Annotated in this window: 23 protein-coding genes; 8 read left to right on the top strand and 15 right to left on the bottom strand. The window is 49.2% G+C overall.

The window, feature by feature from the left end:
• Positions 1-5: 5 nt before the first annotated feature.
• The gene (locus tag Q9292_RS03620) at positions 6-599 is read right to left on the bottom strand and encodes a PilN domain-containing protein (RefSeq protein ID WP_313984856.1); all 594 of its coding nucleotides are present in this window, start codon (positions 597-599) and stop codon (positions 6-8) included.
• Positions 596-1,669 carry a pilus assembly protein PilM gene (locus Q9292_RS03615; RefSeq protein ID WP_313984854.1) on the bottom strand — a complete coding sequence of 358 codons (1,074 nt, stop codon included), beginning with the start codon at positions 1,667-1,669 and terminating at the stop codon, positions 596-598. Before Q9292_RS03615 ends, Q9292_RS03620 begins: the two co-directional genes overlap by 4 nt.
• Before the next feature lie 210 nt (positions 1,670-1,879).
• Here Q9292_RS03615 and Q9292_RS03610 point away from each other — a divergent pair, with 210 nt between their 5' ends.
• Positions 1,880-4,300, top strand: a complete 2,421-nt coding sequence (locus Q9292_RS03610; RefSeq protein ID WP_313984851.1) for a PBP1A family penicillin-binding protein — start codon at positions 1,880-1,882, stop codon at positions 4,298-4,300.
• A gap of 26 nt (positions 4,301-4,326) precedes the next feature.
• A complete protein-coding gene (locus tag Q9292_RS03605; protein WP_275357971.1) occupies positions 4,327-4,962 on the top strand; it encodes a hypothetical protein in 636 nt (211 codons plus the stop codon).
• Between the two features lie 630 nt (positions 4,963-5,592).
• Here the strand turns inward: Q9292_RS03605 and Q9292_RS03600 are convergent.
• From Q9292_RS03600 to Q9292_RS03575, 6 genes are all read right to left on the bottom strand, one after another.
• Positions 5,593-7,335, bottom strand: coding sequence for a TolC family protein (locus Q9292_RS03600; RefSeq protein WP_313984846.1), 1,743 nt, complete (start codon positions 7,333-7,335; stop codon positions 5,593-5,595).
• An 8-nt stretch (positions 7,336-7,343) separates the two neighbouring features.
• Entirely contained in the window at positions 7,344-8,657 is a 1,314-nt protein-coding gene (locus tag Q9292_RS03595) for an HlyD family secretion protein (protein ID WP_313984843.1), read from the bottom strand.
• Positions 8,650-10,332 carry a peptidase domain-containing ABC transporter gene (locus Q9292_RS03590; protein WP_194748997.1) on the bottom strand — a complete coding sequence of 561 codons (1,683 nt, stop codon included), beginning with the start codon at positions 10,330-10,332 and terminating at the stop codon, positions 8,650-8,652. The genes Q9292_RS03595 and Q9292_RS03590 overlap by 8 nt, the downstream gene beginning before the upstream one ends.
• A 108-nt stretch (positions 10,333-10,440) precedes the next feature.
• The gene (locus Q9292_RS03585) at positions 10,441-11,844 is read right to left on the bottom strand and encodes an ammonium transporter (protein ID WP_275357611.1); all 1,404 of its coding nucleotides are present in this window, start codon (positions 11,842-11,844) and stop codon (positions 10,441-10,443) included.
• Positions 11,845-11,859: 15 nt separating this feature from the next.
• Positions 11,860-12,198 (bottom strand): P-II family nitrogen regulator, encoded by a 339-nt coding sequence (gene glnK / locus Q9292_RS03580; RefSeq protein WP_018986930.1) that lies wholly within the window; start codon positions 12,196-12,198, stop codon positions 11,860-11,862.
• Positions 12,199-12,258: 60 nt separating this feature from the next.
• On the bottom strand, positions 12,259-13,212 hold the full coding sequence (locus tag Q9292_RS03575; protein WP_275357602.1) for a TorF family putative porin: 954 nt from the start codon (positions 13,210-13,212) through the stop codon (positions 12,259-12,261).
• 256 nt (positions 13,213-13,468) lie between these two features.
• On the opposite strand from Q9292_RS03575, the gene Q9292_RS03570 reads away from it, so the two are divergent.
• The 3 genes from Q9292_RS03570 to Q9292_RS03560 are packed head-to-tail and all read left to right on the top strand — an operon-like array spanning position 13,469 to position 15,779.
• Positions 13,469-13,717, top strand: coding sequence for an accessory factor UbiK family protein (locus Q9292_RS03570; protein ID WP_275357601.1), 249 nt, complete (start codon positions 13,469-13,471; stop codon positions 13,715-13,717).
• Positions 13,718-13,762: 45 nt separating this feature from the next.
• Positions 13,763-15,262, top strand: coding sequence for a YifB family Mg chelatase-like AAA ATPase (locus Q9292_RS03565; protein WP_275357599.1), 1,500 nt, complete (start codon positions 13,763-13,765; stop codon positions 15,260-15,262).
• Positions 15,263-15,275: 13 nt separating this feature from the next.
• Positions 15,276-15,779: a DUF1993 family protein gene (locus Q9292_RS03560; protein WP_275357598.1), complete on the top strand. Its 504-nt coding sequence runs from the start codon at positions 15,276-15,278 to the stop codon at positions 15,777-15,779.
• A 4-nt stretch (positions 15,780-15,783) separates the two neighbouring features.
• Here Q9292_RS03560 and Q9292_RS03555 read toward each other — a convergent pair whose 3' ends face one another.
• Positions 15,784-16,191: a hypothetical protein gene (locus Q9292_RS03555; protein WP_313984826.1), complete on the bottom strand. Its 408-nt coding sequence runs from the start codon at positions 16,189-16,191 to the stop codon at positions 15,784-15,786.
• Positions 16,192-16,396: 205 nt separating this feature from the next.
• On the opposite strand from Q9292_RS03555, the gene Q9292_RS03550 reads away from it, so the two are divergent.
• On the top strand, positions 16,397-16,555 hold the full coding sequence (locus Q9292_RS03550; RefSeq protein ID WP_194749004.1) for a hypothetical protein: 159 nt from the start codon (positions 16,397-16,399) through the stop codon (positions 16,553-16,555).
• A gap of 330 nt (positions 16,556-16,885) precedes the next feature.
• Here Q9292_RS03550 and Q9292_RS03545 read toward each other — a convergent pair whose 3' ends face one another.
• From Q9292_RS03545 to Q9292_RS03520, 6 genes are read right to left on the bottom strand one after another with little or no spacing between them, the layout of a single operon-like run.
• Positions 16,886-20,968 (bottom strand): pilus assembly protein, encoded by a 4,083-nt coding sequence (locus Q9292_RS03545; RefSeq protein WP_313984822.1) that lies wholly within the window; start codon positions 20,966-20,968, stop codon positions 16,886-16,888.
• Between the two features lie 9 nt (positions 20,969-20,977).
• A complete protein-coding gene (locus Q9292_RS03540; protein ID WP_313984820.1) occupies positions 20,978-21,673 on the bottom strand; it encodes a pilus assembly PilX N-terminal domain-containing protein in 696 nt (231 codons plus the stop codon).
• Entirely contained in the window at positions 21,663-22,841 is a 1,179-nt protein-coding gene (locus Q9292_RS03535; RefSeq protein WP_313984817.1) for a PilW family protein, read from the bottom strand. The genes Q9292_RS03540 and Q9292_RS03535 overlap by 11 nt, the downstream gene beginning before the upstream one ends.
• Entirely contained in the window at positions 22,838-23,239 is a 402-nt protein-coding gene (locus Q9292_RS03530; RefSeq protein ID WP_313984813.1) for a hypothetical protein, read from the bottom strand. Before Q9292_RS03530 ends, Q9292_RS03535 begins: the two co-directional genes overlap by 4 nt.
• A complete protein-coding gene (locus Q9292_RS03525; protein ID WP_313984810.1) occupies positions 23,233-23,745 on the bottom strand; it encodes a GspH/FimT family pseudopilin in 513 nt (170 codons plus the stop codon). The genes Q9292_RS03530 and Q9292_RS03525 overlap by 7 nt, the downstream gene beginning before the upstream one ends.
• Entirely contained in the window at positions 23,745-24,155 is a 411-nt protein-coding gene (locus Q9292_RS03520; RefSeq protein ID WP_313984807.1) for a type IV pilin protein, read from the bottom strand. Before Q9292_RS03520 ends, Q9292_RS03525 begins: the two co-directional genes overlap by 1 nt.
• Positions 24,156-24,337: 182 nt before the next feature.
• Here Q9292_RS03520 and lptM point away from each other — a divergent pair, with 182 nt between their 5' ends.
• Complete coding sequence (gene lptM / locus Q9292_RS14320) at positions 24,338-24,478, top strand: LPS translocon maturation chaperone LptM (RefSeq protein WP_379074049.1); 141 nt, start codon at positions 24,338-24,340, stop codon at positions 24,476-24,478.
• Positions 24,475-25,719 (top strand): diaminopimelate decarboxylase, encoded by a 1,245-nt coding sequence (gene lysA, locus Q9292_RS03515; RefSeq protein ID WP_313984805.1) that lies wholly within the window; start codon positions 24,475-24,477, stop codon positions 25,717-25,719. Before lptM ends, lysA begins: the two co-directional genes overlap by 4 nt.
• Positions 25,720-25,770: the final 51 nt, after the last annotated feature.

Here is a 25,770-nt window from a genome sequence, read left to right as displayed (position 1 = left end):
TTTTGTCATCCTTTAGCAGGGGCCAGTTTTTGCTTATCGGCAGGACTAGTAGGCGACTCGCGCTTGAGCGTGACGCGTAAAACAAAGTCATATTCTTTGACCGATAGTGCATTCATGCTAGCTTTGATTTCAACCAGATTAGGGCTATGCATAATGGCTGAGCCACTCAGGTTATGTACTAATGTCGCGACTCTCGCATTAGTATCTGCAACCCCTTTCAGCTCAATTTCATCTTCGATTTGTTTCACACTTTTGAAGAAGACACCCTCTGGCAATTGTCTGGCCAGCTCATCTAGAATCAGAACAGCCTGATTACGGTCACTTTGCAATCCTTCCACAATCTGCTTACGCTCAAGCACACTCTTGATTTGCTCTTTCAAATTACCAATCTTGGCTATTTCCACATCCAGACGAGCCATTTCATCCTGCAATCGTTGATTACGAGATTGCTGCGCCTGAATCTTGCTATGGATGTAGCTCCAACTGACAAACAAAATAGCCGCTGCTGCTACTGCTACCAAGGATGCCATCAAGCCAAATTCACGCTGCCGCTCAGCGCGGCGGATCTGACGGTGTGGAAGTAGATTGACTTTAATCATGCGTCTACCCCTCGCAGCGCCAAGCCACAAGCGATCATTAGGGCAGGTGCATCTACTTGCAACTGGGAAGGTTTAATCTTGTTTGCCAACGTCATACCACCGAAAGCATTTGCAACCAAAGTATGCACACCGGTTTTTTCTTCAATCAGAGCGGTCAGCCCGTCAGTAGCTGCCACACCGCCCGCTAACAACAAATGGTCGACTTTGCTGTATTGGGTGGAGTTAGTGAAAAATGAAACGGCTCTGGCAGCCTCAGCCGCCAGGTTTTGTAAAAACGGCTGCAACACTTCCTGCGCATAAGAAGCTGGCAATCCGCCTTGACGCTTGGCGATTTCGCTTTCTTCAGGCGACAAACCAAACCGGCGCTGAATCTCTTGCGACAAGGACGCCCCACCAAAGGCTTGCTCTCGTGCATAGACGGACTGTGTGCCTACCATCACATTGATATGGGTCACAAAGGCACCGATATCCAGAATCATGGTCACGGTTTTTTTACTGTGATCAGGCAAATGTCTCAAAATCTGACGGTAAGCCGTTTCTGTCGCATAGGCCTCAACATCCATGATCTGCACCTTGAGCCCGGCTTCTTCAGCCACGGCCACCCGGTCATCGATTTTTTCTTTCTTGGCCGCCACAATCAGCACTTCTACTTCATCGGTGCTTTTCCCCATCGGGCCCAATATCTGAAAGTCCAGATTCATTTCGTCGAGCGGGAACGGGATGTACTGATTTGCCTCAGACTCGACTTGCAGCTCCATGTCTTCTTCGCGCAATCCGGCAGGCATAATCACGCGCTTGGAAATCACCGCCGCAGTTGGCAAGGCCAAGACTACCTGACGTGCACGCGAACCCAGCAATCGCCAGGCGGCACGCATGCTCTCAGCCACCTGGGTGAGATCATTGATATTGCCGTCACTGATTGCGCCTTTAGGCAACGTGACATTGGCATAGCCATCCAGCCGGAATTGCTGCTTGCCAATGGCACTGAGCTCCACCATCTTGACGGCGGTTGCACTGACATCCACACCAATAAAACTGGTTTTTTTGCGCTGTAAAAAGCCCAGACTCAACGGTATTGCCCTTCATAAATAGTTACATGCCCGACTTGCTATGCATCATCCATGCCAACTCATGCATTCGAGTGGGTAAACAATGGCTTACATGTATTTTTGCGAGTCAGGGAAATCCTGATTATTTGCATGATTCCATAATTAACTGCCTATGAATCAGCAAAAAAAGATTACAATTCATAGGTAATTCTCTCGATGGCAGCAAGACGCATGAATTCAAGAACCTGGTTGCAGTCCCTTCTTTTCCTCTTCATTACTGGCAGTTTGATCGTCGCAGCCTTGCTGGTATTGATGATCAGCATCCTCTATCCTTCCCTGCCTTCGATTGATGCACTGACGGATTACCATCCCAAATTGCCCCTGCGGGTCTATGACGCCGATGGCGGCTTGATGGCTGAATTTGGTCAGGAGCGCCGCGCATTTGTGCCAATTGAACAAACGCCCAAAGTCATGAAAGACGCCATTCTGGCGATTGAAGACCGTCGCTTTTACCAGCACAACGGCATTGATACCACAGGCATTTTGCGGGCGATTCGTAACAACCTGACCGGACGCGGGCACGAAGGCGCCAGCACCATCACCATGCAGGTGGCTAAAAACTTTTTCAGCAGCCCCGATACGCCGCGTAATCTGTGGACCAAGGTGAAAGAAGCGCTGCTGGCAATCAAAATTGAACATGCCATTAGCAAAGACAAGATTTTGGAGCTGTATCTCAACCAGATTTACCTCGGTGAGCGCGCCTATGGTTTTGCGACTGCCGCCAAAACCTACTATGACAAAGACTTGAAACAACTGAACCTGGCCGAAGCCGCGTTACTGGCAGGCTTGCCCAAAGCGCCGAGCAAATACGATCCCTACATTCATCCTGACTACGCCATCAACCGTCAGCACGAAGTGCTCCGTGACATGCACCGCTATGGCATGATCTCTGATCAAGCCTATCAAGAAGCATTAAAGGCACCGCTTAAATTCCAGTCATCCAGACGCCAAATCCAGGCACTGGGCGGGGAATACGTGGCCGAGATCGTCAGGGCAAGCTTGTATAAACGCTATGGTGAGAAGGCGTATACCAGCGGGCTGCGTGTTTACACCACGATCAACAGCAAACACCAGGCTGCTGCCAATACGGCCATGATTCAAGGCATCATCAATTTTGAGTTGCGGCACGGGTTCCGTGGCGCAGAGCAAATGTTGCCATTACCAGCAACACTCAGGGCGTCGGAAGCCGCTGATTTATTGCGTGATTTTGTCACTTACAACCAATTTGTGCCCGCCTTGGTCACCAAGGTGGAACCCAACCTGCTCACTTTGGTCACCAAGCGCGGCCAGGTGCTCAAACTGCAAGACAAATCATTGCTGCTGGTCAAAAACCATATGCCGCCCGCCAAACCCACGCCCTTGTCACTCAAGCCGGGCGCGGTCATTCGCGTATATCAAAACGGTGAAGAATGGTCGGTAGTACAACTGCCAGAAGTGGAAAGTGGCTTTATGGCACTCAATCCTGAAACCGGACAGGTACAAGCGCTGATCGGTGGCTTCAGTTTCCAGCGCAACAAATATAACCATGTCACCCAGGGTCGCCGTCAACCCGGCTCCAGCTTTAAACCATTTATCTATTCTGCCGCGCTTGAAAAGGGCTATTCCCCTGCCAGTGTGTTTGAAGACGCACCGATCAGTTTCACCTCCACCGAGACTGGCAGCAACAGCAGCTGGGAGCCGCGCAACTACGATGAAAAATATGCTGGTCCGATGCGTTTGCGTGAAGCACTGGCGCAATCCAAAAACACCATTTCAATCCGGCTTATGAATGCGATTGGCGCGCGTTATGCCCAAAACTACCTGCGCAAATTTGGCTTTGACCCCAAGGATCACCCGGCCTATTTGTCTACCGCCTTGGGCGCTGGCTCAACCACGGTCTGGCAGCTGACAGCCGCGTATGCCACCTTTGCCAATAGTGGCTATCAGGTGCATCCTTACCTGATCGAAAAGATCACGGACAGCCGCGGCAAGGTGATTCAAGCCGTGCAACCAGGCAAACATGTTTCCGCCGAGCGGGTGATTGACCAGCGCAACGCGTTCATTATTACCACCATGCTACAAGACGTGGTGAGAGATGGGACTGCGCGCGCAGCACTGTCATTGCGCCGCCCCGACATTGCCGGTAAAACTGGCACCACCAACGACCAGTTTGATGCCTGGTTTGCTGGCTACCACCCAAAAGAGGTGGCAGTCGCGTGGGTGGGTTATGACAACCCGCACAACCTGGGCCGTGGCGAAACCGGTGGCCGCGCAGCTTTACCTATCTGGATACGCTATATGCAACAAACCCTGTCAGGTCAGCCGATTTATCAATACAAAGTGCCTGAGGGCGTCTTGCAATTGAAAGTAGATGCTTACACCGGTGCGCAGATCAGCGAAGACGATGCGGGCATTTATGAGTATTTTTATGAAGAGCACTTGCCACAATCCAAACCCGAAACACTGCCTGGTTTGTTTGACCCGGAAGGTGAGCATGCGCCCGAAGAGGAAGAGCCCTCCTTTTTGGAGCGCCTGATCGGCGAACACAGTGGCAACAATGAGGATAGAAAACTGCCAGCCAATCCGGCAGCCAAGCTGCTGAGCCCGAATTAGCAATCAATCTACGAAAAGCCTAAAGTATGTTTGATGATTTTACGAGTGACTTGAGGCAAGAAATTGCCCAATCTGCCGCGCGCCTGATGTTTGAAGAAGGCATCAGTGACTATGCGCGCGCCAAACGCAAAGCCATCAAAGCCATGGGCATCACGCAAGATGCGCCCTTGCCGACCAACGGCGAAATTGATGCGGCCTTGCGTGAATATCACGCGCTTTACGCAGATGAAAGCGATGCCGCTCACCTGCTGGAACTGCGGCAGGCCGCGCTGCATACCATGCGGCTATTGCAGAAATTCCAGCCCTACCTGACCGGCGCCGTCATGGAAGGTACCGCCGGGCCCCATGCCGATACCGAAATCCATGTCTTTGCCGAGAGCGCCAAAGAACTGGAAATCTACCTGCTCAACCAGAATATCCCCTACCGCCTAGATGAACAGCACTACCGCATGTCAGACCGTCCGAGCAAACAAAAGCACGAATTGCTACGCAAACGGGTGCCGGTGGTGCTGGTAGAAACCCGGTACGGTACGCAACGCATCAGTATTTTTGAAGCCGACGACCTGCGTACCGCCCCGCGTAAACACGGGGAAAAGGCGGGAATCCACCGGATGACGCTGGCGCAGGTGGAAGCGCTGCTTAAACCAGTCCTGACCGAGTAATCGGATTGCCGCAGCTCGACTGCGCGTGACATCCCTCATTTAACAACTCAACCTGCTTGCAGAGATTCCCGTGCTCTTGCCTGAGTAATGCCTTCAAGTGCTGATCTCTTCACCTCAACTGTATTTTGAACGTATCGTCTACTAGGGGCATTCATCGCCAGCGGACTTCTAGGATGACCAAGCGCAAGCTGCGTGGTTATTGCGCTTGCAAGGTGAAGGAGAACGGGCATTTGAAGAAGGCATCCTCAGCCTGAAAGCTGGAGATTGTTTGAATATTACCGCTAAACACAGTGTGAAATGGTCCTAGCCAAACAGAGAGACCCTCTGACTAGCCGTGTTTTATGAAGGATAAGCGTTACTGGCCAGGTTGTTAGGCAGCATAGAAAATCGTTGCGTAGGGAGGCATGCCTGCACAGTAAACAATGTGTTTTTTCTTCTGATAGCCATCCCATCGCAACAAGTATCTAAAGTGTGCGATCACTTTGATGCTTGTCCTCAGAGAACCCCGAGAAAAACCTGAATAAACGCCTGAGTTTTTCTGATCCAGGCATCCGCACCGCTTCTTAAATCACTCAGCGCACAGATTTGATCAAGTAGCCTCATCTGCCTTGCACGTTATCCGAGGCTACCTTACTGCATGCTAATCTGCGTATAGCCCAACACCGTTCCGGTGGCAAAGGTCAGGTCTATCAGGGCAATCTGATAGTCATTAATGGCGCGAATTTCCTTGATTTGCGCCTCGCCTAGCCGCGTCAGTGTTTCCAGCACCTCGGTCATGGTACGTAAGCCTTCATTAAACTGCTTGAGTTCGGCTTCGTAGTTATAGCCGGCGATCATCACCTGCTGGCGTGCCGCGAGGATGCGCTGCCAGTTTTGCTCAAGCTTATCCAGGGCGTCGTGAATTTCGCGTTTGACGGTCAGCGCTTGCAGCGTTTTGTTTGTCAGGCGCTGCATACGCTGGGCAATCGCTTTATCCAGCTTGGCTTTGCGCGCTTCATTGCTCACTGGCATTTCAAACTTCAGGCCCACGGACCAGTCATTGTATTGGCCATTCAGCAAGTCCTGCCCGATATTGCCTGCCCGGTTGGCAGAACTGGACAGGGCGCCGTATTGGTAATCCAGCGTAAACATCGGCAGGGTCTGATTTTGCAGATAATCAATTTGTAATTGATCTGCGCTCAGTTTGAGCTCCTGATCGAGTAGCTCGATGCGGCTATCCAACGCATCTTTGAGCAGTTTTTCACGGTCAAACTCAAACTTGACCAGATTGGGCATGGTAGAAGGTACCCACGGCAAACTAGTCATGCCTTGCTCCGGCAATTCGTTGAGCAAAAACTGTAACTGGCGCTGGGCCAGCTTGAGGTTGGTTTCGGCAATAATCAGCGTTTCCATGCGATCCGCGACACCAATTTCAGCACGGTTGACTTCAATCGCGGCGGTGAGACCCTCCTGCACGCGGCGTTTGACCATGGCCAGATTTTGGCTGGCATATTCGTACTGGTTGCGGCGCACATCCAGGGCCGCCCAAGCCTCGTATAAATCCCAGTAGGCTTTATCCACCATGGTGACTATACGAATGCTTTGCAACCGCGTTCTGAGCTGGGCGCTATCCTGATCAAGTGCTGCAATGCGGATGCTGGCCTCGTTCACCTGTCGCCCGGCATTACGCAACAACGGCTGGCTAAAGGAGAAGCGCAAAGCACTGCGGTATTGGTCACTGGCCAGACTGCCCTTGCTCTGGTAGTTTTCCAGTGGCGCACTCAGGGTAACGCTACCACCAGTTCTTAACGGCACTTTGATGCCCGTTTCCAACTCCCAAAACTCCTTGTTTTGGGCTGCCGGATTCAGTTTGACCAGCTCGCTATCCAGCGCAGGGTTATCAGACTTTAGAATCACTTTGTCACCCGCCATCGCAGGCAAGTCTTTCTGGCCATATTTGGCGTAGGCAAAAATGACCTGGTCAAACTTGGCCTGCTCTTCACGCAACGATTGCGCAGCAATGGTCGGGTCGATTTTGGCCACTTGCAGATTAAGATTGTTTTGCAACGCCTTCTGCCGCACATCCGCAATACTCAGTTGCGGCCCTTGCTTGGGTGCATTACTGAGCATATTTGCAGTTTCTGGCGAGTCAAACGGTTGCAGCGCACTTTTCAGGTCTATCACTACCGGCTTATTGCGTTGTTGCTGCTGTTGTTTGACCGCATCATGCAGCGGCACACCCTTGCCCTTGGCATATGGCTCCAGGCCGCGGCCTTCTGTGTTCTGCAATCGCTGGCGCGCCCGGCTGTCACTCAATGACTCATCCGCACCGACAACTGTGGCCAATAGCATACTGGCCAGACCAAACAGCCTAGTCAAAACCGGTATTTGCACACCACGCTTCATTTACTTGCCCCAACGCCAGCAGGCAGATTGAGCGGTGCAGGCTCATGCGGGATTCTGGGCGGGAAGCCATTGAGCAGGCGCCACAATTCATAGCCTATCGTCACTTTCTCCAACAATACCCAACCCTTGGCACTGATACCCTGACGCAAAAAGCGGGCTTCTGGCCATTGCGGCGTGCCTTCTTTATGGATCACCATGATACGGAAATGCCCGGTGCCATTGTCAGTCGGGTCAACGAAAGCAATTTTGCCCTCAAACGTGCCCACACCGACTTGGGCCCAGCCAGGCACCTGAATCGCAGGCCATCCCTCAAATTCGAGACGCACAACACTGTCGCGAGTAATCAGTGGCGCATCGCGGCCATCAACCCATAACTCCACGGCACGCTGAGAGGTATGTGGCACAATAATCAGCAAGGGATCACCTTGCTTGATTATCTGGGATTGTGAATTGACCGGTAAACGGAAAATCGTGCCATCGCGGGGCGCGATGATTTTCTGCATGTTTTGCCGCGCCAGTGAAATCTCGGAGCTGTGCAGGCTATTTTCAGCATCTGAGACCTCGCCTTTGATTTTGTTGATATTGGCCGTCACCGAATCCAGATATGCTTGCGTATCGGCACGCACCTGGCGGATTTCTGCTTGTGCCGACTGCGCCTCGGCCATGGCCGATTGCAGTTGTGCCTGCACACTATTTAGGTTACGGCTGGCAATCGTATGGTCACGCTCAGCCACTTCGGTGTCTCGCTTGGAAACCAGGCCATCGCCCAGTAGGCGTTGCATACGCTTGACCTGCATCGTGGCAGCATCCAGCGTTGCTTGAGCAGAGTTCACCGCTTCACGTGCACTGAGAATTTTTTGGTTAGCGACATCCAACTTGTATTGGGCGGCTGTGATTTTGGCATCACGGCCGGCGGCCAGGTTGTCACGCTGCACCGAGTAAGCTGATAACTCGCTTTGCTTGGAAGCGAGTTTGTCCTCCAGGTTATCGCGCTGCGCTTGCAGGCGCTGCCTGAAGTTAGGATCAGTATCGCTGATTTCCAGCAATACATCGCCTTGCTTCACTTGCGAGCCTTCTTGCACATACCAGTGCTGGATGAGCCCGCTCACGGGGGCATCGACGGTTTGCACCCGCTCGGAAGGAGAATAGGCCGTGACCTTGCCTAGCGCGGTCACGTTTTGTTGCCATGGCAGAGGCAAAAAAGCAAGGGGCAGCACAACGAGCAGCCAGGCCATGCGTTTGATCCAAACCCTTAAATGCTCAGGGGTTTGTACGCTTTGTGTCAGCATACTTTCAACCGTATTACTCATGCTGACCTCCTGCCACGTCTGTCGCCGCTTGGCTTTGCAGATGAATGACTTGCTTGCATTGCTGGGCGATATGCTGATATCGCGTGGTGATCAACACCATCCAGTCCTGCTGATGACGCTTAAGCAACATCAGCACCTGATCCAGCTCATGTTGCGCCAGCTGATCCAGCAGGCCATCAATGATTAATACATCCGGTTGACCCAGCATCGCACGGGCAAGCATTAACCGTTGTAACTGTGTATGCGTCATCGGTGCGCCAAAGTCAGTCAAGACTGTTTCTACCCCATTGGGCAGCTTGCTGATTTCTTGCCACAACCCAAGCACCTGCAGTAACTCAATCACCTGATCAAGTGTCACCTCTGGCCGTTGCAACCTCAGATTATCCAGAATAGAGCCATGCTGCCACTCGACTTTGTTCGCCACGCCAATCCGGTCACGCAAATGTGCCAGGTCAAGCTGGCGCACATCAATGTCGTTGTAGCTGACATGTCCTTGCAGCGGCTGCCTCATGCCGGTGATCAGCTCCAGCAACGTCGTTTTACCGCTGCCTAAGCCACCGATCAACGCCAGGCTCTCACCACGTTGCAAGTGAAAACTCAGGTTGCTGACCAAAGCAGCTTGATCCGCGTGTTGAAAAGTCAGCTGATGCACCTTCAGGGTAGTGTAGCCTTCCTGACCTGACTGATGCTCCCCCGAGCGCTCTACAGGCAAGGTTTCCAGCACGCCAAGTTTATCGACCGCCGCAAGCAGATCATAGAAATACTCCAGCTTGGTCACAAATCGCACAAACGCAGAAAGCACCCCAAAAATAATCAGCTCTGCGGCAACAAACTGGCCCAGATTGATCTGGCCTTTAATCACCAGTGTCCCGCCTAATATCAGCATGCCCGTACCAATCAAGGCATAGAGGCCCACCGCGCCTATCAGTTGCATCATGAGCACTTTAAAGTGCTTGGTCCTGACTTGCAGATAGCCTTCTGCAAGCTGCGCGGTATTCGCCGTGTTGCGCTGAGTCGCACCATAAAACTTTGAGAGCCATTTATTGCGGGCAATGGTTTCCAGCCAGGCCGCCATTTCATATTTGGCTTTAGACTCTTTGATCGATGTCTCTTCGGCCTGTTTACCCAGGCCAAAAATAATCACCCACAGCACAATCAGCATGAGGATCACCAAAATGCCAAAATACAGACTATAAAAAAGCAGCACAATGCTGCCGATGATGCCTTGCAACAAGGCGGTCAAGCCAACCGTGAGCAAAGTCGCCATCGATTTCTGCACGGTTTGAATATCAAAATAACGATTTACCAGTTCTACCGGATTGAATTTGTCATACACAGAAATATGAATTTGCCCGGTATTTTGCGCAATCTGCAAGCTATACCGCACAAAAAGCCGTCGCTGGATCATCTCAACCAGAAAACTCTCAATCGCATAAATCGCACCAGACAACGCCAGCAAACAAAACAGGATAAACCCCACGACGTACAGCGGCTGCAATACGCCGCCCATGGTGACGATATTCACCATCGCCTGCACGGCAACAGGTGTCGCGATACCCAGCACACCGTAAGCCGCAGTTAAATAAAACAGCAGCAAAATGTCCTGTTTTTCAAATGAGAGTAATTTGACGACTCTTTGAAAAGGGCTGAGAGAGGTTGTATGAATGTTTGCCATAATAAGAATTGTTGTTAACTAGGCCCTGTAAATGGATAACAACCGTTTATATTAGTTCCCAAAAAAAAACGGCTCTAACTAGAGCCGTTTCTTTATACCACACAACGATTACAAGCTGTAAGCACGTTCGCCATGTTCAGTCGTGTCCAGACCTTCGCGCTCATATTCTTCACTCACACGCAGACCGACAACCGCATCTACCACTTTGTAAAGAATGACGCTCACAATACCTGTCCAGATCAAGGTCACGACCACTGCGATGATCTGAGTAGAGACCTGACCACCCATCGTCACACCTTCTGCGTAACCAACACCACCCAAACCTGGTGACATCAACACGCCAGTGCCCACCGCACCCCAGATACCGGCCAAGCCGTGCACACCGAACACATCCAGTGAGTCATCGTAGCCCAGCGCACCTTTCAGTTTAGTCACGCCCCACAGGCTGACAAAGCTGGCAGTGAAGCCAAGGATGATCGAACCCATCGGGCCGATAAAGCCGCAAGCAGGGGTAATCGCAACCAAACCAGCCACTGCACCAGAAGCGGCACCCAGCATGCTTGGCTTACCTCTGAACAACCATTCAGCAAAAATCCAGCCCAGTACAGCAGAACCTGTTGCCAATTGTGTATTGATCAGCACCATACCGGCAATGCCATCAGCAGCCAGTTCACTACCGACGTTAAAGCCAAACCAACCTACCCACAGCAAGGAAGCACCAATCATGGTCATCACCAGGTTGTGCGGAGGCATGGCTTCTTTACCGTAACCAATACGTTTGCCCAACATGATGGCACCAATCAAGGCAGCGATACCAGCGTTGATATGTACGACAGTACCACCAGCAAAGTCTTTGGCACCCAGCTCTGCCAGGTAACCACCGCCCCATACCATGTGTGCGATTGGGATGTAGGCAAAAGTCACCCACAATGCCGTGAACAACAATACAGCAGAGAACTTCATACGCTCAGCAAAACCACCAACAATCAACCCCGGTGTAATGGCAGCAAATGTCAGCTGGAAGGTCAAGAATACATACTCTGGAATCGTGCCAGACAAACTAGCAGGTGTAATACCCGCCAGAAACGCCTTGCTTAATCCACCGACAATCATGTTACCTTCGCTAAAAGCCATGCTGTAACCATACGCAGCCCACAATACAGAAATCATAGAGAAGACAACAAACACTTGCATCAGCACTGACAACATATTTTTCTGACGCACCAAACCGCCGTAGAACAACGCCAGGCCAGGAATCGTCATCAAAATCACCAGCACAGTGGCAACAATCATAAACGCGGTATTACCCACATCCAGCGTTGGGACTGGTGCTGCTTCAGCAGCAGGGGCAGCTTCGGCCGCTGCAGGCGCTTCGGCCGCAGGTGCCGCATCAGTAGAAACGGTTTCTTGTACTGTGATGGTTTCGGTCACAGTTTCTTCTGCATAACTGACTGGGCATGCCGCCAGACCCATCACGGCGACCAGCGATAATATGGAAAGAATTTTCTTCATAACAGAAGCCCTTTCTTATAGCGCATCCGGACCGGTTTCGCCGGTACGTATACGGTAAACTTGTTCCAAATCGAAGACAAAGACTTTGCCATCGCCGATTTTGCCTGTTGCGGCTGCTTTTTCAATCGCGTCTACGACCTGATCCAGCATGTCATCTTTGATCGCAACTTCGAGTTTAACTTTAGGCAAAAAATCTACGACATATTCAGCACCACGATACAACTCAGTGTGCCCTTTTTGACGGCCAAATCCTTTGACTTCAGTGACAGTGATGCCTTGTACGCCGATATTGGACAAAGCCTCACGCACCTCATCAAGCTTGAATGGCTTGATTATTGCGGATACAAATTTCATTTGCTTCTCCCGTTGTTAACTCTGGCAGGCACATGCCCGCCAGATCTAAAACTTGCTTACTTAGAATGTACGGCCTAATGTTAAAACAAAACGACCATCATTCAGGTTCTTAAATTGTGTTGATGGTGCTCCATTAAAGCTTGAGCCGCCATAGCCATTACGACCCCAATAACGAGAGTTGTCTGACTCAATCCAGTAGACCCCAGCATTCCAACCTTCAGTAGCACCAATTTTGAATGCTTTACTCAAACCAATCTTCCAGTCTGTGTAATCAGGATTAGTAGCGCCTGATGTAGATGCGCTAGGTGCTGAACCACCACCGATTGCAGAAAAGTCAGCATTAGGGTCTAGTTTACCAGCAACATTTAAACGTCCAACGTGAGCAATAAGCGTTAAATCCCACCAAGGCAATGGATACGCAGCATTCAACTCAAAGTAGGTAGATCCTTTAGTACTACCATCCCAGCCAGTATCTTTATCTGCACCGAACCAATCAGTTAAAGTGTAAGAAACTTTCGCACTAATCCAATCATATGAAAGACCTGCGTTGAATTCATATGTATCCCAACGACCACCCTTCGGAGTTTGACTTTTCAAAGTGCCATCTGGATTGTTATCACCTGTAAATTTATATTTCTTCCAAGAGCCACCTGGATAGAAATATCCATAAACACCAACGGTGTAACCCAGCTTCTCAACAACTGGGATAGAACCGTTGAACCCAGCATATAAATCAATCTCTGTGTTAGCATCCGGATAAGTGTTTGGTGTTACACCAGACCCCCATACCCCTGCATAAAAACCACTTGAATGAGTAATATCCATACCGCCTTGGGCAGTGGGCTTGTGCCATGATTGTGAAATACCGCGAAAGTAATAATCAGACACCAAAGCAACGTTACCAGTGGCAGTCCAGTCAGATTTGGCTTCTTCCTTGGCTTCTTCAGCTGCGTATGAAACTTGTGCAAATGACATTGCACTCAATACTGCTGTGAGCAAAATAGATTGACGCATTTATAGGTCCTCTCTCTGTGAAAATCTTGATCAAATTGTTGTAAACGAGAATGAAACAACATTGACCTAAAAGCAAGGCACGTGCCAACCCATATAAACATTAAAAATCAATATCTTAATTAAAATACTTAAATTAAATACTTACATTAGCAGCACAACAACATGTTTTTAATTGAAAACACATAAAAATCAACCATTTACACCCCTTTTTTCGAGGGCCTTACATGCTAGAATGTGACCCTAAGGAGAGCCTGCCATGCTATTTTCAAATGAAAAAATTAAAGAATTATCTTTTAAAATCAAACAACTAATTGATTCAAGCCCCATTTCAGAGCTTGAAACCAACTTGCATGCACTAATTCAGGGCATGCTCCCCAAAATGGAACTTGTTTCGCGCGAGGAATTTGATATTCAGGCCGCTTTGCTGGCACGCACGCAGCAACAATTAAAACAGCTTGAAGAAAAAATCAGCCAGCTAGAACAAGCCGACACCGCCAGAAAGTAAAATTTAATTTACAATTGTTAGCATTCTTTGGTGCGGGAGTGCTACATGAGTTTGGCCGTGTTATACAGTCGGGCCCTGAGTGGGATGGATGCACCAGAAGTGGTGGTAGAAGTGCATCTCGCCAATGGCCTGCCCAGCTTCACTATCGTCGGGCTGCCAGAAACCGAAGTGAAAGAGAGCAAAGACCGGGTTAGGGCGGCGATTCAAACCGCACAGTTTGAATTCCCGGCGCGGCGGATTACAGTTAACCTGGCACCGGCAGATCTGCCCAAAGAGGGTGGCCGTTACGATTTGCCGATTGCGCTTGGGATTCTGGCAGCCTCCGGGCAATTACCTAAACAAGCGCTGGCCAACTATGTCATCGCTGGTGAGCTGGCACTAACAGGCGAGTTAAGGCCGATACGCGGCGCCCTGGCGATGACTTACCAACTGATTCAGGGCCCGGCGCACAAAAGGGCGGCGATTTTGCCCCAGGAGAGTGCGCATGAGGCAAGCCTGGTTGAGGGATGTTCCATTTTTGCCGCGAATAGCCTGCTTGAAGTCTGTGCCCATCTGTCTGGCAAACAATCGCTGCCCCCTCACCCGCTGGTGCTGTCAGAATCCTCGTTAAGCTTTCCGGATTACTTCGAAGTCAAGGGTCAATTGCGCGCCAAGCGCGCCCTGGAAATTGCCGCGGCGGGCCAACATAGTTTATTGATGAGCGGCCCGCCAGGCACAGGCAAAAGCATGCTGGCGAACCGGTTTAATAGTATTCTGCCTGACATGACTACGCAGGAAGCGCTGGAAAGTGCGGCAATTTTGTCACTGACCGGCCAGTTTCCGGCCAGCCAATGGAAAAAGCGGCCATTCAGGGCGCCACATCACACCGCCTCTGCCGTGGCACTGGTGGGTGGTGGCAGTGTGCCCAGACCCGGAGAGATCAGCCTTGCCCATCACGGCGTGTTATTTTTGGATGAGCTGCCTGAGTTCGACAGGAAAGTGCTGGAGGTGCTCCGCGAGCCGCTGGAAAGTGGCAATATCACCATTTCTCGGGCAGCCAGACAAGCAACTTTCCCGGCCCAGTTTCAATTGCTTGCAGCGATGAATCCTTGTCCATGCGGCTATTACGGGCACTATAACCAACGCTGCCGCTGTACGCCTGAGCAAATTCTGCGCTATAAAAATAAACTTTCCGGCCCGCTGCTGGACAGGATAGACATGAATATTGATGTGCCATCACTCAAGCCAGAAGAGTTGTCACATGACCATCATGGTGAGCAGAGTACAGCCATTCGTGCGCGCGTGATTCAGGCGCGAGAGCGTCAACTGACCCGCCAACAGAAACCGAATGCAGCCTTGGGTGCGCTCGAAATTTCCACCCATTGCCAATTGGGTGAGCAGGCGAATCACTTACTGCAAATGGCGGTGCAAAAGTTTTCACTTTCTGCCCGCAGCTATCACCGCATCCTCAAGGTCGCCAGAACCATCGCTGACCTGGCCCAGGCCGAACACATTCTGGATAAGCATATTGCTGAGGCGCTACAATATCGGCGTCATGACTATTGAAAGCGTATTCCACATGCAACTTTATGATGCCAGTATCGCCCCGCTGATTCGTAACCTGCAAAATCTCGAGCACATTCTGCGGCAAGGGGAAGCCTATGCAGAACAGAAAAAAGTCGCACCAGAAGTGCTACTGAATAGCCGCTTGTATGTGGACATGTACCCATTAACCAAACAAGTGCAACTGGTGAGTGACATGAGCAAAGGGGCGGGTGGACGACTGGCTGGCATAGACATTCCGCAATATGCGGATGATGAAGCAAGTTTTGAACAGCTCTACGCCAGAATCACTAAGACAGTCGCGTTTCTCGAAGCCATCAAGCCTTCACAGCTGGAAGGCGCCGAACATAAAGAAGTGGTGTTAACCATACGTAAAGTGGATCTGACCTTCACCGGCTTGGATTATCTCGAAAAATGGGTCATGCCCAATGTGTATTTTCATGTCACCACGGCATACAACATTTTGCGCCATATTGGGGTGCCACTGGGCAAAACCGACTACCTGGGTCAAAAGCGTTGATGCCTCAAGGCCGTTTGCGCCAGTAGCCCGGTTGCTGGTCTGACTGCAACATGGCTTTACGGCGCAATGTCTCATAGGCTTCGCTGTCTGAAATTCCTTGGGCAGAGGCCATCGCTTTCGCCTGATTGTTCGCGGCAACCACCCAGTCAGGATTTTCCTGATAGCCCCGGTCTTGCATGCAATGTTCCAACACGCGTGACTGTCTAGCCGCTTTTTCCAGCTTCTGGAAGGGCAGTTGCTCTGGTAAGGCGGCCGCTGCCTTACTGGCAATCAAATCACACTCATTGATAGTATGAGCCAGCGCACTTTGCGCAGGTGCAGACGCTGGCAACTGCAGCGATTGCCAATACCAATACCCCACCGCCGCCAGCATGGCCATCAACACAACCCACATAAACCGACTCGCACGCATGCATCCGACTCCTTTTTGTTGTTCAACCCTGCCAATATTTTAAGCCAAACCGGCCGACAGCCCTTATAAAATCTGGATTGGTTCATTAAAGCGTCATACAAGACCATTAACATAGATTTAAATGATCGCATGAACAAATTAATTCAAGAATGGAAACCTGATGACGTTAATACAAGTATACATAAACAGAACTAAAGGACGCCCCATGAAAGACTTGCAACAAGACGAGCCGCTGACTTATACCGCCAGCATGCCAGAATTGATGACGGCGCAGGACATTATGTATCTGGCTGAAGATATCACTGCAGACAGCAACATTCAGGCAATTTACAAACCTGCTGAGCTGACGCTGGAAGTTGTGTAAAACACACCGGCAGTTTGCCTCACACCTCCACGCAGTTCATAGCGTGGCATTGCATCGCATATCGCTTGCCCAGACACCCAACTGGTCCAGCCCTCAACTGATAGACACCCGCCTGACGTTTGCCTACAATAAAACTTCTCTTCAACCGGACGAGAAGGAGGCAACCATGTTTTTAGGCGCAGCAGGCATCTACACACTGATTGGCATCATCGTCGCAATTTGCCTGATATTGTATGTATTTGCAAAAAAGGTAAAGTAATCCGCATCAAGTAATAAAAAGCCCCAATGCGCATTGGGGCTTTTGTATTTTCATGAACTGCCTGTACTTTCTTATTGGATTAACTCCCGCCAGCTCTGTTTAGTACCGTAGCTGCCATTCGTTTTCTGCTGAAAAATTTCATTGGACTTGATGGTATTTTGCAAACCGAAAACCTGCTTGCTTAATGTCGCCTCAAAAGGGGTTGGATCATTACTGCCAGTGATTAATACATGTGGTACGCCATTGGCATCGTAGACAATATTGAAACCTACCGCAGGTGTGGTCATTTTCTCTGAAACAATACCACTTGCGACAACTGAACCGCCTTTTTTATAATTAAAATAGTTGAACCATCCATATCCGGCGCCACTACAAGCCTCACTACTAGGGACTAATGTCGGCATTAATAAAACGCCATTTAGCAATAGTGGATCAAGATTCACACGTTCGCCAGCTGGAAAATCTAACAACCATCCATATCCACTTGTATAACTCACCGGATTAGCAGTCACAGTCCTGTTTCCACCCAATATTTGCGTCACTAATTGACTGCGTCCAATTGCCGTTGTTTGACCGTTATCCTTAAACGTATACACTGAGTTCTGAGGCGTATTTGTAAGATCAGCAGGCTCCAAAAATTTTCCGGTACCTATCATTACCACAACATTTTTATCAATCTTGCCTAACTCAGGCTTAGTGGTGATTTTTTGAACATTGCCACCGCCATCACGCAAACTGGCAATTTTAGTCACTGCATTAGTGTTGATATTAAAGCGCCAAACGTTACCATTTAAATCACCTCCATATACACTCACCGCGGTATTGTTCTCAAACATCTGCTCAGTATAAGTAGAAATTTTTGCAAGGCCGCTAGGATTAGCTGCACTTCCCTCACCAGTAGAAAGTGTTTTTAACAATGCGCCAGTGTTTGCATCTAACACATACAAATATCCCCCACCATCCCCAATTGGATTGTTGGTGGCAAAGCTACCATCATTTAATTTTCGCGCATAAGTCCCATTGTTGTATCCAGAAGTTAACAAAACTACCCAGCGCCCATCTTGCATTTTTGTAATGATGGGATTGCCAAAACTGTAACCGAGATTACTATTTGCACCAGAAGCTTGTGCATAAAATTCCCACAACAAAACTGGCGATTCAGGACTTGTAACATCAATCGCAAAATATCCGCGCCCTCCACCATTTAATCCTGAAACGAGAATAGTTCGCCAAACTGCAGAGCTGCCAGAGCAACCTGAGATACATACATCAGCTACGACTGGATTACCATTCACGTAATTGGTGTGATAATTGGCACCATATTCTTTATCAGCAAGATTTGCTAGATTAGTAATGACTGGTGTAGGAATAAATGCCCACATTTCAGTACCATCATTCGCATTAAATGCGTGTAGCATCCCATCATTTGCGCCCACGTATACTGCTGGTGTACGGGTGGACGTCGCGCTTTTATAGGCTTTGTAGTTAGCATCAAGATAGCTCACATTAGAGCTTTTGAAATACACCGGCCTAGATTGGGAAATATCACCGAGAACCGCTTGCCGCTCTCGAAACAATCGATTTGCAGCCACTGTATTTGAGCTAGAGTCTTCATAGGTTTTATTCCCTGAAATGAAGTCAACTATCTTAGTCACTTTTGTCGCATCAGTGATTTTAGGATCTGAGGCAGGTAGGCCTTGCATTTGACTCAATGCTAAATATCCATTGTTCAGCGCAGTTTTATGCTCAACCGGCAAATTATCCGCTGTGAACAGCGCCAGAGAGTTGTTGTAATTAAAGAATATCTTTCTCTGTCCTAGCTGATTCCGTAACTTTCCATTGCAACTACGTGCAATCTGCACATAACAAGAGGCCGGTTCGCTAAAGTTTAAAGCGGATCCTAATGAGCCTTGGGCGCCTTCACAAGTCGTTTGATCGGAGTTAGTGGTTTTACAGTAAAAATTACCATCTGGCGCAGCGTAGGAAGTAGCTGGCGGAGCACAAGTTTCAGCAGCGACATTCTCAATACACCAGATTGCGGCTTCAGAGGTTTGCAGGGAGGTTGTATTTACTGTTCGCGCCTCAAGGTTACCGGTCCATTTGACAGACTGGTAGCTTGCAACATACTGAAAGTTATCACCAGTGGTAGGTGCAAGACTACTAGCGGCGGCGGCGGCACTGGAACCTTGAATGGATTTGATTTCAGAAAGCCCCTTTGCAAGTGACTCCCGCAACAATTTTGGATTACTGGCACTGTAGTAAGTGCCACCTGCATTGACAGCAGCATGCCAGAGATCATCAATGCGAGAACCGTTCTCAGCCAACGTTGGATCAGGCCAGTTTTTTGTACCACTCGTCAAATCCTTAAAGTCACCTATCGTCTGCGTTTTGTAATCATCACTATATAAAAGCGTCCCATCTATGCCCAAACCTAACGTCAACGTAACCATATTTTGCTTAGGATAATCATCACCCGTTCCACACACTGAAGAGCCAAGTGCACCATTACAATTGGACAAGCTGCTATCCCTAAGATCGGTATCATAAAAATATTTAGCGGTGTCTGCTAAAGTATTCGATTTATTACTACTATCAAATTGAGGTCTTGCTGTACCTGTTCCATCCTGATTACCAATCGCTGTAGAGCCATTAATGCGTGTAGGGTTACTGGAATCATTCCAATAACCATCTGTGGTTAGGAGGGTAAAATTCGCCTGACAGGCGTATTGCATCGGATCGTCAGTTCCAAGTGTCTTTTTCCCAGCAAAGTGTCTGCCTACACTTGAAAGCGCTGTACGTAATGGCGTGCTGCCCGTCGGGTTCACAGCAAAAAGTTTATCGTACCAAAGACGCTTTTGTGTACTGTCAAATGCAGCCAAAGCCAAGTAGTTTGAAGCTGGTGAATTAATTGTCACGAATCCCACTCGATAACGTGAGTCAAGCGACTTGAAGGCCTGGCTAGCAGCAGTCTTCATCGACAGCATTCTCGTACGATAGTAAGTCACCCAGTTTGCAAAGTTTGTAAACTCTTCATTGTAAGTACATACACTTCCGGCGCAGTCTGTTCGATCTAATCCTTTGCTATTGGAGCCTGGCGCGGTGTAACTGGTTTGCCCTGTGCTAATTTCCTGATAAACCAAGCTGCCAGGAATGTCACTGTTACTAGGACTGACGACTGTTGCAGTGTAACTCCCGCCAGTACCAGAAAAGGTAATTTGAACTGGACTTGAAGGGTTAACCGGATCACCGGCAAAGGTACTAATGTTAAAACTACCACCGCTTACATTGCTAAGTGTATTTCCAGCAATTTTGCAATTGCCCGTGATACTGCTAGTACAAATATTATTGCTTACCCTAGTGGCAACTGTGGACGAAGAGGAGCTAGAACTTGTCGCTGACGAGAGCAACTCAATGTTGTTAATTTTGATGCTTGTTACACTCACAGAGCCAGTGATACTAAATGTCACCCGATAGGTGGCTCTTGGTTCACGTAGAAATGTATAGGTATTTGTATCATTTACAGTGGTTACATTATTTCGTATTGCTTGGCAGCGGTCTTGTACTCCGCCAGTTGTATCCAATTGCCTTTTTCCTGAAGCCGAGGCGGAGTTGCACCAACGTATTGCAGCAGGATACTTATTCGTGGCTGTAGGCGTTTTTGAAATAATGCAGCTCGTCAGCGCTGGGGTCGTACAGTACTCTCCCGGTACATATGCATAGTAATAAGCTGATCTACCTCTAGTGTAAGTGCCGTAAAATGTAGTGACTGTTTCAGAAAAGCCACTGTAGGATGTTTTGTTAGCCAGGCTCGTCCCAAGGTAGTTTAAAGGGGTGGAATAGGTCACCTGTGGATCATAAAATTGTGTATTAAAAGCTGAATTACTAAATAACCAGTCATCTGTATCGTAGGTATTCCACCTTCCTGAGCTGTAATAGGTTCTTGCATCAGGGTCATCCGCAGCCCAATCAGGGGTGTAATTAAAGCCCATACTGCCCGAGTTATCCAGCACAAACATCAAGTTAGGCTTCACATCTGAACTGCCTGAAGTCTGTAGCGGCATGGTTGCCAAATCAAGAAACTCAGCGTGCAAAATGGCAGGCATCAATACAATCAGCCAAACTAATTTATTCATAAAGCCTCGATTTTTCATCATGCTATCCGCCTAATTCGAGAGAAAAGACTGCAAAAATGTGACTGTATTTTTTGGCCCTGAAATTCGCAGCGTTACACGAAATAAAGGAAAATCTGATCCAGGGGTACAAGGCTCAAATTCTTCTTTTTTGCCTGAGTCATGCGAACTGTCTTCGCCACAAGCCCTGGTACTTGCCATTACACAACGGTTAGAGTCGACTAACGCACCACCAGCGGTAATTTCAGCATTGCTGTAGTTACACATACGCTCAACGATGTAACGGATTTCATTGCCTTGACGGTCTATGCCATTACGAATTTCGTCGTTGCCATCAGTTTGGTTAGGCGCAAGACGGCTATTCCCATCATTCCAAGTCATGGTTGTTAATTGGCTGCCATCACAGATTAATTGATCAGGATTTGTATCAAATTGGCTGCAGTTGGCGTAATACCCTAATGTTGGATGATTACTTAAACTGTCGGTGAGAGAAATATTGGTGGCAATGCTTTGCGCAATGCCCTCCAAAGCCACGTTAGATGTAGTACTCGCTGATTGACGATAGACAATATTCCCTGACAATAAAGCATTCGTATCTACACTTCGGATCAAGGCAACAGCAGCAATGGACATGACGGCTAATGCAAGCAATGCAAAAAACAGCACAATCCCCGATTGTCTCGAAGTGCGAGTACTTACCCCACCAGATAAAATCAAGTTATAGCGCATCACGATTCCAAATAATATTTCTCAACGGAACAGTGGCTTCAAACACGCGATACCGATACCGCTGCCAGTTGGGAACGCTACTTAAGTCAACATTTGCTGGAGTATTATCAGCTTGCCAGATGCATACCCTGGCTAAGCCTGTCGCAGCACCATTACAAGGTTGACTCACATCGCTCTTCTGCAAATTACCATCCCTTGCAACCACAGCAATACGGATTGCACGAATACGGTTACGATCCAAAAGCTCTATTGAGGGGCCATATATTCCGGTCGCATCCACCCACTGATCAACGCGATTCAGATAGTTTGCTGCTGAAAAGGGGGTGACAGCGCTTGAGTTTGCAGCAGCAAAAGTTGGGTCAATCGTATTAGTCACCCCATACTGGGCTTGTAGTGAAACAATATCACTGACAATTGGTACGATTGTACTATCAGGAAAAGGATTGCCGCCTTCGACTCCACCAGTTCGCGTAAGTTCGAATGCCGCATTTACAGCGTATTCATACTGATTCCATGCCCCTAAACACGAGAATCTAACCCACTCAGAACCATTCAAATCACTCACTGGGCTTGCAGTAGGGGTTGTGTTGAGCTCCGACAGAGTGTTAATCACACGGTCAGGATTCAGTCTTTGCAATCTCCCCAGGCTACAATTCGGATTCGAATTCGTTTGACGGTATAAAACAATATCGTTTTCACGGCAACCAATCAGGGCGCCATCCAGCGTGGGGCTAGTAATGGTTCCGGTGGCACGTAAAGAAGCGCCACCGGCTGACGGATTTCCATACCGTATGCGCAAAATGTCACTGCCAGCACCGCCATCCACAATCACCACAGGTGAAAGATTGATGATGACGCCTCCCTGATTAATAGAGGTATTAATCGGGCAAAGTAAAGGAGAAGGATCACTGCTATTATTGAGTGGTAAACCATAACCAGCATTCTGCGCATCTCGCTTCATGTAAAACATGGCAAGCACACCCGTCGATTGCGCATCTGAACCAGAGGTAATGGTACGTTTGCGTGCTTCGAAACCACTAAATAAATTACTGATTGCGAGCGTGGCTACCAAGCCAATCAATATCCCAACTAGCAGCTCAACAAGCGACATCCCAGACTGGAGTGAGCGCTTACGATATTTATGAATAAAATTGAAGTATTGCGTCATTGCATCACATCGAACAAATAGCTTGAAGCATTCACTACATGGCGGCTGCCACCGGGCACCTGCCATCCGACACTCACTGTGACCATACTGTTCGTGATCGCAGAAAAGGTAAGTGTTCCGTTTGGTAACTGCGTTTTAATTTTTTCAGCATCCACTTGTGAAACGTAGGTTGCTGCGTCTCCACCATATGCCATCATATTGGCAACATGTGTTTGAGCGATGAGTTGAGCTTCTGCCCGATAGCGATTATCACTGCTATTTTTTATCATGGCACTTTGCAAGCCAACCAGGGCTAAAACACCCATACTGAAAATAGTTACTGCCACCAAAGATTCAATCAAGACTGATCCTTGCTGACTCGCTAAATTAGCCATTCTTTTTTGAGAAAAAATCAACATTTTCTCGAGTCTCCATTTTCTGTCACTGAGGGGTCACATACTTTGATGTTACCGCCAGGCGTCAAAATAACCCTTAGTGCACGAAGCTCCTCGCTTCTCACTTGTGTATTGCTCACATTCACCACTGTCAATGCGATGGGTGTTGCTGCATCCCGCGTGCCAAAGCTACCAAACACTGCAGTATTATGATCTGCAGTAACAGTGATATTGCTTGATGATCCTTCGATAGCGCTTTTTTGTGCAATGAGCGCTGGACAGTTTGGCGTCACTGTGACGCAACCAACTTGCCATGCGCTATTCTGTTCTAGAGTCATCTTAACCCTAGCATTTCGCTTAATGGCTTCCGCCCTAGCTTGTTGCAGTCCATTACGAATAGACTCGGCAACAGTACGAACCTGAGCATTTCCAATAGATGTCTGGAATGCTGGAATTGCGATAGTACTGACCGACACCAACACTGCCATGGTGACTACCAGCTCAATCAAGGTAAAGCCTTGCTGCTGCATTAGCAACTTCCTGAGGATGAAGTCAGCCAGCAAGTAGCGCCAGTGGTGCCGTCGTAGGTGGAGGTCTTGGCGTTATCCTGGTTCACGGTAAATGAAAAATTACCCATTTTCTGCGCTGACTTGCCTGTCGCTTTCAGGGTGTAAGTCGTCGCTGACTGGTTATCAATCGAGTAATCGAAATACTTGGCATCACTTGGGTTGCAGACAAAGCCCACATAGGTAAAATTATCCTGATAAAACTGTTCGGCCTGGACACGACAGTTGGCAAGATTGGCTGGTGCCTCAGCGGCGTTGCCACTTCTAACATAATCTTGATACCCCGGCACAGCAATGCTGGCGAGCAAGCCGATAATGGCCACCACCACCATCACTTCAATCAGACTAAAGCCTTGTTGTAAAAGACGCTTCATGAATATCCCCTTTTTGCACAGCCTTATCATGCAAACAGCGATTCTTCCTGTCTAGCAGTAGCCGACTAGCGGTTACCCTTGGCCGACAAACGGTAGACTTGGCCCAAGCGCGCGCGACCAGGGATGGGCCTGCGCAGCTTTAGTGGTAAAATCTGGCTTTATTTTGATTGGACGCCAGGATCATGTTTGCCAGCTCTACAAAATTAATAGCACTTGCGCTGCTGTTATGCACACTTAGTGCTTGTGGCCTCAAAGGCAATTTGTATCTTCCTGAGCGTCAGTATCCTCAACCACAACCGCCATCAGACAAGTCGCCATCGTGATCCCGTTCTCAACCCAACAAGGCCTGCTACATGCCGAAAATGTAGCCTTGCGTGATATTGCGCAAACCCACCAAACCCCCACCTACGTCTATTCGCGGGCGGCACTCACCCAGGCGTTTGAGCATTTTGCTGCCGGGCTGCGTGGGCATGACCATTTGATCTGTTTTGCCGTGAAGGCCAACCCCAGCCTGGCGATACTGAATCTGTTTGCCCGCCTGGGTGCCGGCTTTGACATTGTGTCTGGCGGTGAGCTGGCCCGCGTGATTGCAGCCGGGGGTGATCCGAAAAAAGTCGTGTTCTCTGGCGTTGGAAAATCCCACGCTGAAATTGAGGCCGCCCTTGAAGCGGGGATCTATTGCTTTAACGTAGAGTCTATCAATGAGCTGGACCGTATCCAGCAAGTGGCGGCTCGCCTGGGTAAACAGGCCCCGGTTTCGTTGCGGGTCAATCCAAACGTAGACGCAAAAACCCACCCCTATATCTCTACCGGCCTTAAAAATAACAAGTTTGGCGTGGCATTTGAAGATGCACTGGCTTTGTATGAAAAAGCGGCACAATTGTCCAACATTGCCGTGCATGGCGTCGATTGCCATATCGGCTCGCAGATTACCGAGCTATCGCCGTTTCTAGATGCGCTGGATAAAGTCCTTGGTTTAGTGGATGCGCTGGCGGCCAAAGGCATCCCTATTCAGCATATTGATGTCGGCGGCGGCGTAGGCATTACCTACAGTGACGAAACCCCGCCGGACTTTGCCGCCTATACGGCCGCCATCCTGCAAAAACTGGCGGGCAGAAACGTCAAGGTGCTGTTTGAACCCGGCCGCGCGCTGGTCGGCAATGCAGGCGTATTACTGACCAAAGTCGAATACCTCAAGCCAGGTGAGACCAAAAACTTCGCCATCGTCGATGCCGCCATGAACGACCTCATGCGCCCCGCCTTGTACGACGCTTTTCACAATATCACGACCATTGCCCTGTCTACAGCACCGACTGCAGTCTATGAAATCGTAGGTCCCGTCTGCGAAAGTGGTGACTTTTTGGGCCATGACCGGACACTGGCAATTGCAGAAGGCGATTATCTGGCCATACACTCTGCCGGTGCTTATGGCATGAGCATGGCCAGCAACTACAACACGCGTGCACGTGCCGCAGAGGTGCTAGTAGACGGCGATCAGGTGCATGTGATTCGCGAGCGCGAGCAGATTGCTGATCTGTTTAAACTGGAGCGCGTCTTGCCGTAACATTGGCCGTCATTGCAATTTTCAGCAGTAAACAATAAAAAACCGAAGCAT

Source organism: Methylophilus sp. VKM B-3414 (genome assembly GCF_032248435.1).
GTDB classification, from domain to species: Bacteria; Pseudomonadota; Gammaproteobacteria; order Burkholderiales; family Methylophilaceae; genus Methylophilus; species Methylophilus glucosoxydans.
Note: the sequence above shows the minus strand (reverse complement) of the source record. Positions and strands in the feature narration are given on the sequence as shown.

Excerpts from the sequence above, each read along its gene's own strand:
- Q9292_RS03560 (WP_275357598.1), top strand. The coding sequence starts at position 15,276 with ATGCAACTTTATGATGCCAGTATCGCCCCGCTGATTCGTAACCTGCAA.
- Q9292_RS03565 (WP_275357599.1), top strand. The coding sequence starts at position 13,763 with ATGAGTTTGGCCGTGTTATACAGTCGGGCCCTGAGTGGGATGGATGCA.
- Q9292_RS03545 (WP_313984822.1), bottom strand. The coding sequence starts at position 20,968 with ATGATGAAAAATCGAGGCTTTATGAATAAATTAGTTTGGCTGATTGTA.
- Q9292_RS03555 (WP_313984826.1), bottom strand. The coding sequence starts at position 16,191 with ATGCGTGCGAGTCGGTTTATGTGGGTTGTGTTGATGGCCATGCTGGCG.
- Q9292_RS03610 (WP_313984851.1), top strand. The coding sequence starts at position 1,880 with ATGAATTCAAGAACCTGGTTGCAGTCCCTTCTTTTCCTCTTCATTACT.
- Q9292_RS03585 (WP_275357611.1), bottom strand. The coding sequence starts at position 11,844 with ATGAAGAAAATTCTTTCCATATTATCGCTGGTCGCCGTGATGGGTCTG.
- Q9292_RS03525 (WP_313984810.1), bottom strand. The coding sequence starts at position 23,745 with ATGCAGCAGCAAGGCTTTACCTTGATTGAGCTGGTAGTCACCATGGCA.
- lptM (WP_379074049.1), top strand. The coding sequence starts at position 24,338 with ATGTTTGCCAGCTCTACAAAATTAATAGCACTTGCGCTGCTGTTATGC.
- Q9292_RS03605 (WP_275357971.1), top strand. The coding sequence starts at position 4,327 with ATGTTTGATGATTTTACGAGTGACTTGAGGCAAGAAATTGCCCAATCT.
- Q9292_RS03575 (WP_275357602.1), bottom strand. The coding sequence starts at position 13,212 with ATGCGTCAATCTATTTTGCTCACAGCAGTATTGAGTGCAATGTCATTT.
- Q9292_RS03595 (WP_313984843.1), bottom strand. The coding sequence starts at position 8,657 with ATGAGTAATACGGTTGAAAGTATGCTGACACAAAGCGTACAAACCCCT.
- Q9292_RS03590 (WP_194748997.1), bottom strand. The coding sequence starts at position 10,332 with ATGGCAAACATTCATACAACCTCTCTCAGCCCTTTTCAAAGAGTCGTC.
- Q9292_RS03530 (WP_313984813.1), bottom strand. The coding sequence starts at position 23,239 with ATGTTGATTTTTTCTCAAAAAAGAATGGCTAATTTAGCGAGTCAGCAA.
- Q9292_RS03520 (WP_313984807.1), bottom strand. The coding sequence starts at position 24,155 with ATGAAGCGTCTTTTACAACAAGGCTTTAGTCTGATTGAAGTGATGGTG.
- Q9292_RS03540 (WP_313984820.1), bottom strand. The coding sequence starts at position 21,673 with ATGCGCTATAACTTGATTTTATCTGGTGGGGTAAGTACTCGCACTTCG.
- Q9292_RS03550 (WP_194749004.1), top strand. The coding sequence starts at position 16,397 with ATGAAAGACTTGCAACAAGACGAGCCGCTGACTTATACCGCCAGCATG.
- Q9292_RS03570 (WP_275357601.1), top strand. The coding sequence starts at position 13,469 with ATGCTATTTTCAAATGAAAAAATTAAAGAATTATCTTTTAAAATCAAA.
- glnK (WP_018986930.1), bottom strand. The coding sequence starts at position 12,198 with ATGAAATTTGTATCCGCAATAATCAAGCCATTCAAGCTTGATGAGGTG.
- Q9292_RS03535 (WP_313984817.1), bottom strand. The coding sequence starts at position 22,841 with ATGACGCAATACTTCAATTTTATTCATAAATATCGTAAGCGCTCACTC.
- Q9292_RS03620 (WP_313984856.1), bottom strand. The coding sequence starts at position 599 with ATGATTAAAGTCAATCTACTTCCACACCGTCAGATCCGCCGCGCTGAG.